Source organism: Paenibacillus sp. J31R98 (genome assembly GCF_056269245.1).
This window is the reverse complement of the sequence record NZ_JBWDNO010000003.1, coordinates 590,836-607,133: the sequence shown is the minus strand read 5'-3', so window position 1 is coordinate 607,133 and position 16,298 is coordinate 590,836. Positions and strand designations below refer to the sequence as shown.

General features: G+C 50.8%; 12 protein-coding genes. 10 read left to right on the top strand and 2 right to left on the bottom strand.

All coding sequences use genetic code 11. The annotated features are described in order from the left end of the window. The first annotated feature begins 39 nt into the window (after positions 1-39). The 4 genes from tpiA to AC0YNX_RS16270 all read left to right on the top strand — a co-directional run bounded on the left by tpiA (position 40) and on the right by AC0YNX_RS16270 (position 4,701). On the top strand, positions 40-792 hold the full coding sequence (tpiA, locus tag AC0YNX_RS16285; protein ID WP_475816717.1) for a triose-phosphate isomerase: 753 nt from the start codon (positions 40-42) through the stop codon (positions 790-792). Positions 793-795: 3 nt separating this feature from the next. Continuing rightward, positions 796-2,328 carry a 2,3-bisphosphoglycerate-independent phosphoglycerate mutase gene (gpmI, locus tag AC0YNX_RS16280; RefSeq protein ID WP_475816716.1) on the top strand — a complete coding sequence of 511 codons (1,533 nt, stop codon included), beginning with the start codon at positions 796-798 and terminating at the stop codon, positions 2,326-2,328. 140 nt (positions 2,329-2,468) lie between these two features. Further along, positions 2,469-3,764 carry a phosphopyruvate hydratase gene (gene eno, locus AC0YNX_RS16275; RefSeq protein WP_126013318.1) on the top strand — a complete coding sequence of 432 codons (1,296 nt, stop codon included), beginning with the start codon at positions 2,469-2,471 and terminating at the stop codon, positions 3,762-3,764. Between the two features lie 169 nt (positions 3,765-3,933). Beyond that, positions 3,934-4,701 (top strand): sugar phosphate isomerase/epimerase family protein, encoded by a 768-nt coding sequence (locus AC0YNX_RS16270; protein WP_475816715.1) that lies wholly within the window; start codon positions 3,934-3,936, stop codon positions 4,699-4,701. 48 nt (positions 4,702-4,749) lie between these two features. Here the strand turns inward: AC0YNX_RS16270 and AC0YNX_RS16265 are convergent, their stop codons facing one another. Beyond that, on the bottom strand, positions 4,750-6,867 hold the full coding sequence (locus tag AC0YNX_RS16265) for a helix-turn-helix domain-containing protein (RefSeq protein ID WP_475816787.1): 2,118 nt from the start codon (positions 6,865-6,867) through the stop codon (positions 4,750-4,752). A 453-nt stretch (positions 6,868-7,320) separates the two neighbouring features. Between AC0YNX_RS16265 and AC0YNX_RS16260 the strand changes: the two genes are divergently transcribed. The 3 genes from AC0YNX_RS16260 (at position 7,321) to AC0YNX_RS16250 (ending at position 10,505) form a co-directional block, all read left to right on the top strand. After that, positions 7,321-8,661: an ABC transporter substrate-binding protein gene (locus tag AC0YNX_RS16260; protein ID WP_475816714.1), complete on the top strand. Its 1,341-nt coding sequence runs from the start codon at positions 7,321-7,323 to the stop codon at positions 8,659-8,661. A gap of 76 nt (positions 8,662-8,737) precedes the next feature. Further along, positions 8,738-9,694: a carbohydrate ABC transporter permease gene (locus tag AC0YNX_RS16255; RefSeq protein ID WP_475816713.1), complete on the top strand. Its 957-nt coding sequence runs from the start codon at positions 8,738-8,740 to the stop codon at positions 9,692-9,694. Further along, positions 9,654-10,505, top strand: coding sequence for a carbohydrate ABC transporter permease (locus AC0YNX_RS16250; RefSeq protein ID WP_475816712.1), 852 nt, complete (start codon positions 9,654-9,656; stop codon positions 10,503-10,505). The genes AC0YNX_RS16255 and AC0YNX_RS16250 overlap by 41 nt, the downstream gene beginning before the upstream one ends. Positions 10,506-10,557: 52 nt before the next feature. Here AC0YNX_RS16250 and AC0YNX_RS16245 read toward each other — a convergent pair whose 3' ends face one another. Continuing rightward, positions 10,558-11,481 (bottom strand): helix-turn-helix transcriptional regulator, encoded by a 924-nt coding sequence (locus AC0YNX_RS16245; RefSeq protein ID WP_475816711.1) that lies wholly within the window; start codon positions 11,479-11,481, stop codon positions 10,558-10,560. A gap of 145 nt (positions 11,482-11,626) precedes the next feature. Between AC0YNX_RS16245 and AC0YNX_RS16240 the strand changes: the two genes are divergently transcribed. The 3 genes from AC0YNX_RS16240 to rnr all read left to right on the top strand — a co-directional run bounded on the left by AC0YNX_RS16240 (position 11,627) and on the right by rnr (position 16,258). After that, on the top strand, positions 11,627-12,562 hold the full coding sequence (locus tag AC0YNX_RS16240; protein ID WP_475816710.1) for a phytanoyl-CoA dioxygenase family protein: 936 nt from the start codon (positions 11,627-11,629) through the stop codon (positions 12,560-12,562). A gap of 150 nt (positions 12,563-12,712) precedes the next feature. Continuing rightward, a complete protein-coding gene (gene secG / locus AC0YNX_RS16235; RefSeq protein ID WP_475816709.1) occupies positions 12,713-12,949 on the top strand; it encodes a preprotein translocase subunit SecG in 237 nt (78 codons plus the stop codon). A gap of 222 nt (positions 12,950-13,171) precedes the next feature. Next, complete coding sequence (rnr, locus tag AC0YNX_RS16230; protein ID WP_475816708.1) at positions 13,172-16,258, top strand: ribonuclease R; 3,087 nt, start codon at positions 13,172-13,174, stop codon at positions 16,256-16,258. Positions 16,259-16,298 lie beyond the last annotated feature (40 nt).

Below are 16,298 nucleotides of genomic sequence, written 5' to 3'. Positions count from 1 at the left end.
GATCGTAAGACAAGTTAAAGGTTAAGGAGCGATATCGACATGCGTACACCGATTATTGCAGGCAACTGGAAAATGTTCAAAACGGTTTCGGAAGCGACTGCTTTCTTCTCTGAAGTAAAAGGTAAAGCAGAAGTAAGCGGCGTAGAAGCGGTTATCTGCGCACCATTTACGACACTGCCAGCGCTTGTAGAAGCGGCACAAGGCACAAGCATCGCAATTGGCGCACAGAACCTTCACTTCGAAGACAACGGTGCATTCACAGGCGAAATCAGCGGCGTTATGCTGAAGGACCTGGGCGTGAAATATGTGATTATCGGCCACTCGGAGCGCCGCGCATATTTTGCAGAAACGGATGAAATCGTAAATAAGAAAGTGCAAGCAGCGTTCAAGCACGGTCTTACACCAATCGTATGTGTTGGCGAGAAGCTCGAAGAGCGCGAAGCAGAACAAACGAAGAGCGTTTGCCAAGTGCAAACAGAAGCGGCTTTCGCTGGCCTTTCCGCGGCTCAAGCCGTTGAAGTGGTTGTTGCTTATGAGCCGATCTGGGCAATTGGAACAGGCAAATCGTCGACAGCGGCAGATGCAGAGGACGTTATCGCGTTCATCCGCGGCGTTATTGCTGGCTTGTACGATGCAGCTACAGCGAACGCGGTTCGTATTCAATACGGCGGCAGCGTGAAGCCAAACAACGTAAGCGAATATCTTGGTCAATCCAATATCGACGGCGCTTTGGTCGGCGGTGCAAGCCTTGAGCCTGCATCCTTCATCGCATTGGTCGAGGGGGCGAAGTAAGATATGACAGCACCTGTAGCGCTTATTATCTTGGACGGATTCGGCCTTCGTAACGATGTGACGGGCAACGCCGTGGCACAAGCGAATAAGCCGAATTACGACCGTTACTGGGCGACTTACCCGCATACGACGCTGACAGCTTGCGGCGAAGCGGTTGGCTTGCCGGAAGGTCAAATGGGCAACTCCGAAGTTGGCCACTTGAACATCGGTGCAGGTCGGGTTGTCTATCAGGATCTGACTCGCATCAGCAAGTCAATCCGTGATCTGGATTTCTTCGACAACCAAACACTCCATGGCGCAATTAAGCATGTGAAAGAGAAAGGCACGAAGCTGCACCTGTACGGACTGCTGTCCGACGGCGGCGTACACAGCCATATCGCTCACTTGTTCGCGCTGCTTGAGCTGGCGAAGAAAGAAAATCTCGAAGAAGTGTACATTCACGCGTTCCTCGATGGACGCGACGTATCGCCTGACAGCGCGAAAGGTTATCTGGAGCAGCTTACAGCGAAGATCGCAGAAGTTGGCGTAGGCAAGATCGCGACTGTACAAGGCCGCTACTACGCAATGGATCGCGATAAGCGTTGGGAGCGTACGGAGAAGTCGTACCGCGCGATGGTGTACGGAGAAGGTCCTCAGTATACAGACCCGATCCAAGCGGTTGTAGAATCGTACGAGAAATCGGTATACGACGAGTTCGTCATGCCGACGGTAATCGTGAAGGAAGACGGCAGCCCAGTCGGCGTTGTGGAGTCGGATGATGCCGTTATCTTCTTTAACTTCCGTCCTGACCGTGCGATCCAGCTGTCACAGGTGTTCACGAACACAGACTTCCGCGGATTCGATCGTGGCCCGAAAGCGCCAGAGAACCTTTACTTCGTCTGCTTGACGCTGTTCAGTGAAACGGTAGGCGGATTCGTAGCGTATAAGCCTAAGAATCTCGATAACACGCTCGGTGAAGTGCTTGTACAGAACAACAAGCGCCAGCTGCGTATTGCCGAGACGGAGAAGTACCCGCACGTGACGTTCTTCTTCAGCGGCGGACGTGATGCAGAGCTGCCAGGCGAGACACGTATTCTGATCCCTTCGCCGAAGGTTGCGACTTATGACCTTCAGCCGGAGATGAGCGCGTATGAAGTGGCGGCAGCTGCGGTGAAAGAAATCGAAGCGGATCGTCAAGATGTCATCATCTTGAACTTCGCGAATCCGGACATGGTCGGTCACTCCGGCATGCTGGAGCCGACGATCAAAGCGGTAGAAGCAACAGACGAGTGCCTTGGCAAGGTCGTTGAAGCGGTTCTTGCAAAAGGCGGCGTATGCCTTATTACAGCGGATCACGGAAATGCCGATATGGTTATTGATGAGAATGGTCGTCCGTTCACAGCGCATACGACAAACCCGGTTCCGTTCATCGTAACGAGACAGGTTGGCCCACTGCGCGAAGACGGCATTCTCGCTGATATCGCACCGACGATTCTTGCGCTCTCGGGACTGCAAAAGCCTGAAGAGATGACAGGAACATCGCTTGTCCAAGGTTAAGCGGCGCAATTTTAAGAAATACCTTAAGTAGGTTTAATTTTATCCTTAATGCGGTGAATGATTGAGGTCGTTTAGGTTTGATGATCGCCGCATGAGGGATGCAACTTTTACACAAAACATATTGAAGGAGTGTTTCGTACATGTCTATCATTACTGACGTTTATGCACGCGAAGTGCTTGATTCCCGCGGTAACCCTACCGTTGAAGTTGAAGTTATGCTGGAGTCCGGCGGCAAAGGCCGTGCAATCGTTCCATCCGGCGCATCCACTGGCGCATACGAAGCCGTTGAGCTTCGCGACGGCGACAAATCCCGTTACCTCGGCAAAGGCGTTCTGACAGCTGTCGATAACGTTAACACAATCATCGCTCCTGAGATCATCGGTCTGGACGCGCTTGATCAAGTATTGATCGACCGCAAAATGATCCAACTTGACGGAACACACAACAAAGGCAAACTCGGTGCAAACGCAATTCTTGCGGTTTCGATGGCTTGCGCACGTGCAGCTGCAGACGCGCTTGACGTACCTTTGTACACATACCTTGGCGGATTCAACGCTAAGACGCTTCCAGTTCCAATGATGAACATCGTTAATGGCGGCGAGCACGCTGACAACAACATCGACGTTCAAGAGTTCATGGTTCTGCCAGTTGGCGCAGAGAGCTTCAAAGAAGCGCTTCGCATCGGCGCAGAAATCTTCCACAACCTGAAATCGGTTCTGAAAGATAAAGGCCTGAACACAGCAGTTGGCGACGAAGGCGGCTTCGCACCGAACCTTGGTTCCAATGAAGAAGCAATCACAACAATCATCTCCGCTATCGAGCGCGCAGGCTACAAGCCAGGCGTTGACGTATTCCTCGGTATGGACGTTGCTTCCACTGAGTTCTACAAAGACGGCAAGTACCACCTTGAAGGCGAAGGCCGTTCCTTCACTTCCGCAGAATTCGTTGACCTGCTTGCTTCGTGGGTTGAGAAGTACCCAATCATCACAATCGAAGACGGCTGCTCCGAAGACGACTGGGAAGGTTGGAAATTGCTCACTGACAAATTGGGCGGCAAAGTACAACTCGTTGGTGACGACCTGTTCGTAACGAACACAGAGCGTCTGTCTGATGGTATCGACAAAGGCGTAGGTAACTCGATCCTGGTTAAAGTAAACCAAATCGGTTCCCTGACTGAAACATTCGATGCGATCGAAATGGCAAAACGCGCGGGTTACACAGCAGTTATCTCTCACCGTTCCGGTGAGTCCGAAGACAGCACAATCGCAGACATCGCTGTTGCGACAAACGCTGGCCAAATCAAAACAGGCGCTCCGTCCCGTACGGACCGCGTTGCGAAATACAACCAATTGCTTCGTATCGAAGATCAATTGGGCTCGACTGCTCAATACGCAGGCAAGAGCGCGTTCTACAACTTGAAGAACTTTAGCAAGTAATTCGAGTTTGCTGGATCGTAATACCAAAATGACAAAAGAATGTCCCAAAAGCTGAGGTAGTTTAAGCTTGGGCGTTCGCTATAATTAGGGAGAGATGACATGGCGCAAGGACATGTCGCTCTCCCTTTTTTGCATCGTTATCCAATAATCCGATTATGAGGTGGAAGCAGTGGCAAAACCAGTAGTCGCTCTACAGTTGTATACGCTCCGTGACCAAACGGAAAAGGATTTTCTCGGTACGATTCGCAAGGTAGCGGAAATGGGCTATCAAGCGGTTGAGTTTGCAGGTTACTTCAACACACCGGCGAAAGAATTGAAAGCACTTCTGGATGAGCTCGGCTTGCAGGCGCCATCTGCGCATGTCGGTTTGAACTTCGGCGAGCCGGAGAAGATTGAAGCGGATCTCGAGAAGCAAATCGAATATGCAAAGGAGCTTGGCCTCCAATATATCATTACGCCTTGGGCGCCATTGCCTGAGAATCCGACGATCGACGATGTAACGAGACTGGCAGGCATCCTCGAAGCAGCGGGCAAGCAAGTGAAGGAAGCGGGCCTGATCTACGGCTATCATAACCATGATTTTGAATTCAAGCTCGTTGACGGCAAGCCGATCATGGATCTGCTGCTCGAGAAGGTTCCGGCTGAATATCTGCAGGCGGAATTCGATTTCGGCTGGGTGCATATGGGCGGACAGAATCCGGTTGATTATGCAACTCGTTATGCAGGCCGCGTGCCTCTCGCGCACTTCAAAGACTTCGGCGTTGGCCGCAGCGACACGGAAGTGGGCAAAGGCGTTGTCGATCTGAAGGGTGTGCTTGATGTAGCGGAGCAAGTCGGCATCCAGTACGTCATCGTGGAACAAGAGCAGTTCGCGAACTCTTCGCTGGAAAGCGCGAAGCTGAGCCTGGAGTTCTTCCGCGAGAACGGCTATCTATAGGAAATAATAGATAACGAACCGCCATCTGACAGTCAGATGGCGGTTCGTTTATTTGTGATTCAGTTGTTGCTTATTCGCCTTTCTGAAATCCCCGGGAGTCAGCCCCTCGTACCTTTTGAAAAAGCGTATGAAGCTATTTGCGTTGTTATAGCCTATATTAGCAGCTATCTCATTAATCGTTTGCTCCGTTTCCATGAGCAGCGCCTTGCTCGCTTCAATCCGCTTAATCGTTAAATACTCCAACATGGTCTTGCCTACGTCTTGTTTAAACATACGGCTTAAATAGGCATGATGCAGATTCACCTGCTCCGATATCGTCTCTACGGATAGATCCAAATAATAATATTGATCCATGTACGCCATAACGGTCTCGATATAGCTGTTCTTCTTGGGCTGCTGCTGCAGCGCTTCGCTAATTTTGTTCACCATAGCGGAAATCCAATGATGAATCGCATGAATCGTCTCTTTGGAGGCTAGCTCTCGGAACAGATTATGGTTGTGTCCAAATATATGTTCCGTATTAACGTTCAAATCGTGTAGATTTCTCAGCATATCTTCAACAATAAGACTATACGTACGGAAAATAACTTCTTCGTTTAACTTCGAGCGCGATCTCATTTGCTGATACAGCTCGTTCAAGCTACTAAGCGCTTCTTCAAGCTGCCCAGCCTTCAAGAAATTGATCATATGCGTTGAGAAATAAGGCGGCAATTCAAATTGATAATCAGCTTCCTTGACCAGATCTTCATAGAAGAGCACGATATTCATGCCAGCCACGATTTTGGCCCGAATAACCTCACTGGCTTCTTTAAAGGAGTAATAGGTTTGCATCATTTGCGAATATGCGCTTCCGATACCGATCGTAACGGAGATGTTAAGCAGCTGATAGATCACATTTTTAATTTCCTCGCCAAGTACGGCCAACTTTTCTTTGGTCTCTTCGTTCGTTGTAGGATCGCCTTCCAGATTGATCAGGAGGACAAGCTGGTTCTCATCCGACTCCGCCGCCAAGCAGGTGTAATTCTTCGCAGCCAGCTCCTCGGCAATATTCATCATGGCGTACTTGTACAAGTTCTGATCTTTGGAAGAATAGCTGTCCACCAGCAAGCTGTATTCGTCAATTTCAATGATGAAAACAACAAAATTAGGATCTGGAAAGTGAATATGCAAAAATTCAAGCTTAGCGTTTAATTCGTGAAGGTCGCTGTATTTGTTGTTAATCAGCGCGAGTAGAAATCTTTCGCGAAGGACGGGCAGATTCATGCGGAATTGCTTTTCCCATGCGTCGTTTTTGCTAAAAACATGGTCTAGTATATGAGAAATGGTTTCCAATTCATTCTTTCGCCTAACAAGTTGCGAAGCCTCGCCTCTGTTATTATAAGGCAACGTTTTGTCGATTAACGATTTGATGGGCGTATACATTCTTCTGGACATGAAATAGGACAAAATAATGCCCAGCAAGACAAGCAGGATGCAAGTGATCCAAGCAACATTGCGTATATATGAAAACTTGGAAACCACATATTGCAGGGGAGTTTCGGAAACGATGCTCCACTTGTTGCTAAACGTCTTTACATAAGTGATGAGTTCCTTATCTCCATCTTCTTTCATGATCTGATAGCCAACCTCTGACGGATCGCCGCTGCTTTCCGTAAATAGTCGATGGACATGATCGGGGTTAGGTTCTTCCGGCGCGGAAGAAGAAACGATGTTGCCTTGCGGATCCAGAATAAAGGTCGTGGTATACGGATTTCCTTCCATCTTCTTCAGCATGTTCATGAGCGCCGATTCGTGCATGTGAATGGCCAGTAATCCAGTAAAGCTGCTTTTCCGCAGTACAGGGATCTTGATGACGTACGTAACGATTTTGTCCATTTCGTAATCGCCAGCACGGGAGCTTAGCCAAAATCCCGCTTTTGACGATGTAAGTCCTTCACTAATCCAGATATCCTTAGGCGAATTCGCGTATTGCCTTGTATAGCCGTTCGAAGCAATAATTTGATGCGATTCTATCGAATATAAATCGATGGATTCAACGGCTTCATTCTCCGTGGCCGTTGTCTTTAATATATCTCGCGTGTCATTGAGAAGAAATTGATTGCCCGGATCATTCAAATAGCTAGTCATTCTTCCGTCCATGCCAATGCGCACGCCAATGGATTGCATATCCACAATTATTTTCTCAATGGAAGCGCTTTTCTGTTTGGATGCATGAAGAGTTGCTTGACTTAATTCGTCCTCAAGCGTTGAAACGGTAAAGCTATAAGCAGCATAGCTCAGCAAAACAATAGGAAGAAGAATCACGATTAAGTAAGAAAGAAAATAGGTCCAAAATACCCGTGGCAATTCTTTAACGTATCTCTTTACCGAGCTGAATGGAGTCAGCGTCATCACCTGCTTGAGATTATAGTGATTTCATTATGCCATAAATGAATAGTTTCCGATGCAATAATAGGGATGAAAGTCATAAAAACGAGATGAATGTCACAACTTGATGATCCCGAAGTCACGAATTATGAACAACTGTCTTGGATTGGAGATATTCATTACCGTTCTATTTTTACATAATGAAGGTGTGAAAGAGACAATCTGCCACACCATACTAGGGAGGATGTCAACATGAAGAAAATGAATAAAGCCGCTTATCTCGTTCTAACAACTGTAATGCTTGCAAGCATGCTTACTGCATGTGGGGGGAACAACGCAAACACAAGCGGCAACAATGCGAAAGACGGAGCTGCAAACACCAAGGCTGCTGATACAGGAGCCAAGGAACCAATTAAATTAACATTTGCCTCATGGAGTATCAGCGAGGAAGCAACCAAGCCTGCACTTGAAGAAATGGTAAAAAACTATGAAGCGAAGAACCCGAATGTAAGTATTGAGTTTGTCCCGATTCCGTTCTCGGACATTAAACAGCAAACCTTCGTTATGGCCTCGACGGACAATGCGCCGGATGTCATCCAGACATTCCCGGCATGGTTCGGCTCTTACGCAGCTTCCGATATCGTTGCACCGCTTGACGATTTGATGGGCAAAGATTATGTAGACGATTTGCTGCCAAGCTTCAAAGAGGACTTCTCCTACGACGGCAAGCTGATGGGCGTGCCTTGGGCGGCCACACCGTATATCCTGTACTACAATAAAGAGCTATTTAAGAAAGCCGGACTGGCTGATAAAGCCCCTGCGACAATTGATGAATTGTTGAAGGATGCCGAGGCGCTGTCCAAATTGAAAACCGACAGCGGGGAGCAAATTTACGGCTTCGGCGAGCCAACAGATAAACTCGCCATCAATGGCGAAATTGCTCTACGGAACTTGTACGGAAACGGCGGCTCGATCTTGGATAAAGACGGCAATGTCAACGCCAATACTCCTGAAATGGTTAAAACATTGGAATTCTATAAAAACATCGTAAGCAGCGGCGTTTCCCCATCCGGTGCGAAGCTGAAAGATTTGCGTAACCTCTTCTCTATCGGCCGTCTGGGTATGTATGTGGACGGCTACTATGGAAAAGCCGCATTCCGCAGCATGAGCGGCAAAGGCGCCGACTTTGACAAGGTATGGGGGACTGCCATGATTCCTGCAGGCGCCACAGGCAAAAGCGTATCGATCGGTGAAGCGCATGGCCTTGTCATCTCTGCAGGTTCCAAGCATAAAGAAGCTGCTGCAGACTTCATCAAATACTTGACGGACAAAGACGCAATGACGATCTATAACAAAAATAACTTTGTCCTTTCTGCGCGCAAATCGCTCAGCAGCCTGTTCACTTCAAGTGATTTCGAGAAAGTGATGATGGAGCAAATGAACAATCTTCAGCCTCTGCCGAAGAATGATCCTGGTATGGAACAAGCATACATCGATATCGCTGACGCCCTGCTCAAGGTAGCCTCAAATGCCGCTACACCGGCCAAAGCAGCGGAAGAACTAGATGCAGCGCTTAAAACTTCGTTGAAATAACAATGAGACGATTCGGAAGGACGCCTTGCTGCAAGAAGGCGTCCTCGACCGAAAGAGAGATAGGAGTGGAGAACATATGAATGGTAAACGATTATCAGAACTGGCGAAGGATCGTATGTTTCTTCTTGTCTTAGTTCTGCCTGCCTTGGCGATGTTGGCGTTTTCCATCGGCATTCCGATTGTCAAATCGCTTTCTATGAGCTTCTTCAACGTATCGTTGCTGAGTATGAAGCATCAGCCGTGGAATGATTTTGCGAATTATAAGAGCATTTTGCAGGACGGGGAGTTTTTCGGAGCGCTTCGTGTAACGCTGACGTATGTAGTCTGCATTGTCAGCGTCCAATTCGTGCTTGGCATGTTTCTGGCGTTGCTGCTTAACTCCGGCATTCGATTCAAAAGAATATTCCGTACTTTAATTCTCATCCCGTGGATCGTGCCAACGATTGTTTCCGCTTTGCTATGGATGTGGTTATTCCAACCGCAATACGGGTTGGTTAACTATATTCTTCAACAATTGCATATTATCAGCGGACCGCAGGAGTGGCTCACCAGTCTCGACCTGGCGCTGCCAGCCGTTATCGTTACCGCGTTATGGCGCCAACTGCCGTTTATGAGCACCATGCTGCTTGCCGGCATGCAGGGCATATCCGAGGATATGTACGAAGCTGCCAGAATCGATGGCGCAAGCAAGGCGCAAATTCTGCTGTACATTACATTACCAATGCTCAAAAGCAACATTAAAACGGTTACGCTGATTTCAATCATTGAGAATTTCAAAATGTTCCCGCTCTTCTGGATTATGACGGGCGGAGGACCGCTCGATAAGACGACAACACTAGCCATTTACAGCTATAAAGCTGCGTTTGTTCAGATGGACCTAGGCAAGGGAGCCGCAATTGGAGCGTTATGGCTCATCATTATGATTCTGATCTCCGGCCTATACAACAAGTTGTTCTCCATTGGCGAAGACGAATCCGGAAAGGGGAAAAACCATGCAAAGTCAAAGCCAGCCAAACAACAAGCTGCTGCCTAACCTTGGGCTATATGCGGGCTTGCTCGTATTTCTCCTCTTTCTTATATTTCCGCTTTACTGGATGCTTGTAACGTCTTTCAAAGATAATTCGGTGTTGTTCAATATACCGCCCCAGTGGATTCCGGCTAAGCCTGTCATTTCCCACTATACGAAACTGTTCTCGGACAACTACTTCCTGATCTACTACAAGAACAGCTTGCTGGTCAGTGGCTGCACAACGCTAATTACACTGTTGTTCGCCATGTTTGCCGGATACGGGTTCTCCAGATTTCATTTCAGATTCAAAAATTTCCTGTTGTTCTCGATCTTGTCGACACAAATGCTGCCGGTCGTGTCACTGCTTATCGCGCTATACTCGCTTTATAAGTCTACTGGACTGATTAATACCCAGCTAGGTCTAATCATTGCTTTAACTACGGCTTCCCTGCCATTCTCAATCTGGATGATCAAAGTGTTTTTTGACAACATTCCAGGGACGCTTGAAGAAGCGGCAAAAATTGACGGATCCAGCCGATTCGGCATCTTGTTTCGTATTATCTTCCCGCTCTCCAAACCAGGGATTTTCTCAGTAGGCATCTATACGTTCATACTCTCATGGGATGATCTGCTTTATTCCTTAACGCTCATTAACAAGGATAACCTCCGTACACTGAATCCGGGGATTTCCATCCGATACATGGGAGAGGTCTCCTATGATTGGGCGAACATAATGACGGTATGCGTAACGGCAACAGTCCCAATTGTTATCTTGTTCTTGTTCTTCCAGAAATACATGGTGGCTGGTTTGACAGCAGGTGCCGTGAAAGAATAATGCTCCAGAAGCAAATTAACCGCCTCCAGATTACTTATTCCTTTTCTATTGCTTATATAAAGCGAGACTGCTTGCGGAACCTGCCGGGCGGCAAGCCGGCGTGCTGCTTGAACCATTTGGTGAAATTGTGGATGGTGCCTGAATGAAGCTCATCAGCGATGGAGAGCAGAGACAGCTCCGAATGCGCGAGCAGCTCCTTGGCGAGCCTCAGCTTGCAGGACATGAAGTAGTCGTGAGGGGTAGTGCCGAGCTCGGAGCGAAACAATCTAGCGATATGGTCTGGGTGGTAGGCGCTCCACTCGCCAAGCCAGCTATGGTTGTACCGTTCGCGTGCATGCTCGGCCAGCCTACTCGATATGGAACTAATCAGCGGAGAAGCCAATTTTCTCGATCGTTCGCGCTCCTCATGCTGTTTGATGGCAGCGATTAGCTCAAGCAGCAGGCCGTTCAGAAGCGGTTGCTTGAATGCCCGCTCTTCCATGCCATACGCTTCCGCAAGCCGAATGAAGCGGGGCTCGAACCGATGCGTCGGCAGTTGTCTGACATCGTCTATGAGCAGATTATCAGGAGAAGGCGATTCATCCACGTCGCCGATCAGCATCCGGTTGTCTTTCTTCCTATCAATGGCGGGGTCGAACTTGGCATCGCGGATAAGAAGTCCCGAACCATGGCGCTCTTGCACCTCGCTTGGTATCCAGCTGAAGTGTAGGCCATATAGCAGGAAAGGCTCCGCTTCATCCGCAATAAAGTGATGTACGGTATCCGGGCCGTAATAGAACAGGCAACCGGGAGAGCCATCATAGCGCTCGCCTTGAATCCATGCAGTCCCTTTGCCTGCTGCCACGAATATAAATTGATGTTCTTCAATGATACGCGGTCCAAAAGCAAAACCAGGCAAGCATTGCAGTCTATTCGCGTAATGTACGTGAGGCTGCAACGACTGCCAAGGGAGCGATTCCGGAATACGGTCAGGCATAGGAATAGACGCCTCCTGCCACTGTAATAGGTCGGTTAAAGTTAAAAACTCGTCGAGCTCTCATAAATACAGCTATTCAACAAGAGCATACAATGAGAATAGAAGGTCGGCAATCGACAATTCGCTTGAGAGGGGACTTTAGCGTATGGATCCTGCAATCAAACCGGCAACACGAGATTTCGAGGATGCGACGCCGCTGCTTGCGGCACCGGAGGAGCTGCGCCTTGAAGCGGCGCGGAAAGGCTACCTGTTCTTCAAGCATTTCTTCACGCGAGAGGAAATTATGGCTCTGCGCCTTGAGATTCTGAATGTGCTGCATGAAGAGAATCTGCTTGATCCGTCTAAGCCTCTCATGGATGGCTACGGCAATCAGCCGCTCATCGACGGGATGACGATGGAGGAGCTGAACTGGAACGGGATTGGAACGACGCAGCAGGTGTATCACAAGGTGCAGAAGCTGGAGTCATTTCACGCTTTCGCCCATCATCCGAAGCTGATTGGCTTGTTCGATACGCTGTTCGGCGAGCGGACATTCCCACATCCGCGCAATATCGCGCGCATCATGCTGCCGAGCGACAAGCTGAACGTAACGCCGCCGCATCAGGATTTTCTCCATATTCAAGGCAGCAGTAATACGTGGACCTGCTGGGCGCCGATCGGTGACGTGCCGCTTACGCTCGGTACGCTCTCGATGCTCGAAGGCAGCCATGACGGGGGACTGCTCCAAGTAACAGGCAACCCCGGTGCCGGCGGACTTGAGTCCATTCTGTGCGGGCTTGGCTACGAGTGGGCCGAGGGTGATTATGAAGCGGGAGATATCGTTATTTTTCACAGCATGATGGTGCATAAGGCGCTTCCGAATAAGCAGCCCGGACGTGTGCGCTTGTCATTAGACCTTCGTTTCCAGCCGGCTAGCCAGCCGATCGAGAATGCTTCGCTGCTGCCGCATGGCCCTTTTGAATGGGATGAATTGTACGAGGGATGGACGCGGGAGGAGCTGCAGTATTACTGGAAGAAAGAGCAGTTCACATTCCTTCCTTTCGACGAGAGCATTCGCTGGCAGAAGGACAAAATTTGCTAATGGAGCTTGGCCTGTTCCCCTTCTGCAGTGTCTTGTATTCGCTTCCTTGCTATGCTACAATGATAATGCTGTTTCTAGGTCTTGTCTCCTTGTATGCGACAAGGCAGCGAACAAAGTACAAATTTGCTCCTTGTGCAGGAGGTGGAACTTTTGGCAATTACGTTTAAAATTTTGCTTATGATTTTTGCGCTTGCTCTAATCTCTGTTGTTCTATTGCAGAAAGGTAAGAGCGCAGGCTTGTCTGGTGCGATTTCCGGTGGCGCTGAGCATTTGTTCGGTAAGACGAAGGCACGCGGACTTGATCTGTTCTTGCAGCGTCTAACAATTGGGGTTGCTGCGGGCTTCTTTATTACAGCACTCATTTGTGCATACTTGGTTAAAGTATAGTAACAAACGCAGGAAGCGGGCTTATAGCTCGCTTTTTTTGTTGCATGCTTTTTATGGTACAATATGGCAGATTTGATACCGCAGGTGAAAAATGTTAATTTTGCGGGGTTGTCCGCGGATGCTGACTGCCCCTTTCGTGTATACTATATAGTATATGAGAATCTATCAACCGACGGCTGTACATGGGATTGACGGCAACGCGGTACATGAGGTGAGAAAGTTATGGTAACAGAGCAGCAGCTGCTGGCTTACATGCGTGAACCGGCGTACAAGCCGATGACCTACCAAGAGCTTGATAAGCAGCTGGGCGGGGGAGGCAATGCGGAGTCGTTCCGCAATTTCCTTGTGGTCTTAAATGAGCTGGAGAATGAGGGCAAGATTGTACGGAATTCCAGTGACCGCTATGGCCTTCCAGAACGGATGAATTTGGTGCGCGGGCGCATTCAGGCGCATGCAAAAGGCTTTGCTTTCCTCATTCCAGAGGACAAAGCACATGGAGATGTATATATTGGCGCACATGATCTGACAAGCGCGATGAACGGAGATATCGTACTTGTGCGCGTGACATCCCGCAGCGAGCACGGCGGCCGTATGGAAGGCGAAGTGATCCGCATCGTGGAGCGGGCGGTCACGCAGATCGTCGGGACCTTCCAGAATCACGAGTCGTATGGCTTCGTGTTGCCGGATGATAAACGGATTAATCGGGATATTTTCATAGCGAAGGATCACTTTCTCGGTGCGGTGACAGGACAGAAGGTTGTCGTGAAGATTCTGACCTATCCGGAAGGACGCTCGGCCGCTGAGGGCGAGATTGTTGAGGTGCTTGGACATAAGGATGATCCAGGCATTGATATTCTGTCGATTATCCGCAAGCATCAGTTGCCGGAGAGCTTCCCGGTTGATGTGATGGCTGAAGCTGAGGCGGCTCCGGACTCCATCACGGAGGACGAGATTGTACGCCAAGGGCGGCGCGATCTGCGCGACAAAGTGATCGTCACTATTGACGGCGAAGATGCGAAGGACCTCGACGATGCGGTCAATATTGAACGCTTGGAGAATGGCAACTATGTGCTGGGAGTCCATATCGCAGACGTTAGCTACTATGTGAAAGAGAACTCTGCGCTGGATCAAGAAGCGTACCGCCGCGGTTGCAGCGTGTACTTGGTCGATCGGGTTATTCCGATGCTGCCGCACCGTCTGTCGAACGGAATCTGCTCGCTCAATCCGAAGGTTGACCGGCTGACGATGTCCTGCGAGATGGAGTTTGACGGGGAGACGCTGAAGCGTGTCCGGCACGATGTGTTCACGAGTGTCATTCGAACGACAGAGCGGATGACGTATACGAATGTGCGCAAAATCCTTCAAGGCGAAGATGAGGAAGTGACCGAGCGTTACGCGGACCTTGTCGATACGTTCAAACTCATGGAGGAACTTGCAACAAGACTGCGTGGAATGCGGATGAAGCGCGGCGCAATTGACTTTGACTTCGTAGAGTCGAAGGTCATCGTCGATGAAACGGGCAAAGCGGTTGATATCGTGAAACGCGAGCGTTCCATCGCGGAATCCATCATTGAGGAATTTATGCTTGTAGCTAACGAGACGGTTGCCGAGCATTTCTATTGGCTGAAGGTGCCGTTCCTGTACCGGACGCATGACAATCCGGACCAAGAGAAGCTGCTAAACTTCGTGCAGTTCGCGGCCAATTTCGGTTATACGATCAAAGGCAAAGGCGGCAGCGTCATTCACCCTCGTGCACTGCAAACATTGCTTGAGGATGTGCGCGGTTCGAAGGAGCAGACCGTTATCTCGACGGTGATGCTGCGTTCGATGAAGCAGGCGAAGTACGATGCCGAGAGCTTAGGGCACTTCGGACTTGCAGCAGAGTTCTATTCGCACTTTACCTCGCCAATTCGGCGTTATCCCGATCTTATCATCCACCGCGTGATGCGCGAGGTGCTTGAGAATGGCGGAACGTTGCCAGACGCGCGACAAGAGTCGCTAGCGGCGCGGATGCCGGATATTGCTCAGCAGTCTTCGGAACGCGAGCGCGTTGCTGTCGATGCGGAGCGGGACACGGAGAAGCTGAAGAAATGCGAGTATATGCTCGACAAGGTCGGCGAGGAGTTCGACGGCATTGTCAGCAGCGTAACAGGCTTCGGCATCTTCGTGGAACTGCCGACTACGGTTGAAGGATTGATTCGTCTGAGCGAGCTATCAGACGATTATTATCACTTCCACGAGCAGCACATGCTGCTCATCGGCGAGCGGACGTCCAAGACGTACCGGATCGGCGATGAGGTGCGCGTGCGCGTGGAGCGGGTGAATATGGAAGAGCATACGATTGATTTCACGATGCTCGAGAATTTGAGCGCGAACGATGCGGACCGTGCACGCGAGTACGGTTTGGTCGGCCGCGGCGGCGGCGGCCGTGGCGGTTCGCGCGGCGGCGGCGGTGGCCGCGAGCGTGGCGGCGCAGCCGCATCGGCGCGCAGCGCTGGCGGGCGCGGCGAGCGCGGAGGCAATGGCGCTCGCGGCGGCGAGCGTGCGGGCCGCGGCGGTGCGCGTGGCGGAGCAGCAGCGCCGACAGCAGCTGCGCGGGAAGCGAGCGCGGCTGTGGGCCCGCGCGGCCGCGGCAAGCGGCGCGGCGGAGGAGCGCAGAGCGCGGGCGAAGCCGCGCGGGGCGTGAGCGGCAGCGTAGGCGCGGCGGGTGCAGCGGCGCCTGCGGAGCAGCGCAGCGGGCGCAGGCGCAAGGGCCGCGGTGGCAGCGGCGGCGAGAATGGCGCAGCCGGCGCGAGCGTGCCGGCGCAGCCAGCGCGCGAGCGCGATTCGCGTGCGTGGAAGCCGGAAGACGATTTCAATCTCGACCGGCTTATGGGCAATGACCGCAGTGGCGGTGAAGGTGGTGCCACGTCCGGTGGTGGCGTTCGTAAAGTTCGCACCGATATGTGGGGACTGCCGATCACGAATGCTGGCTCCTTGAAGGATTACGGCGAAGATCCAGATTCAAACTGGTCCTCCCGTAGTCGCGGGGAAGGCGGCAGACGCGGCGGCGGTCGAGGCGGTCGTCCAGGCGGCAGCGGCAATAATGCCGGCCGTAATGGCGAAAGCGCCGGAACTGGCACACGCCGCAAGAAGAAAAGCGGCGGCGCAGGCGCAAGCGCTGGCGGTGGTGCTTCGGCTTCGAAGCCTGCAGCAGCTGCAGGATCTGAGGGCGCAGGCGGCAACGGCGGAGGCAATGGCCTTGGCCAGCGCAAAAAGAAGAAAAAGAGCAATTCCACCGCAGCATTCGTGCGTAAGAATCGTTTGTAATTCGCGGTTCGGGGCTGCTTTTACCAAATCTTGATTTCAC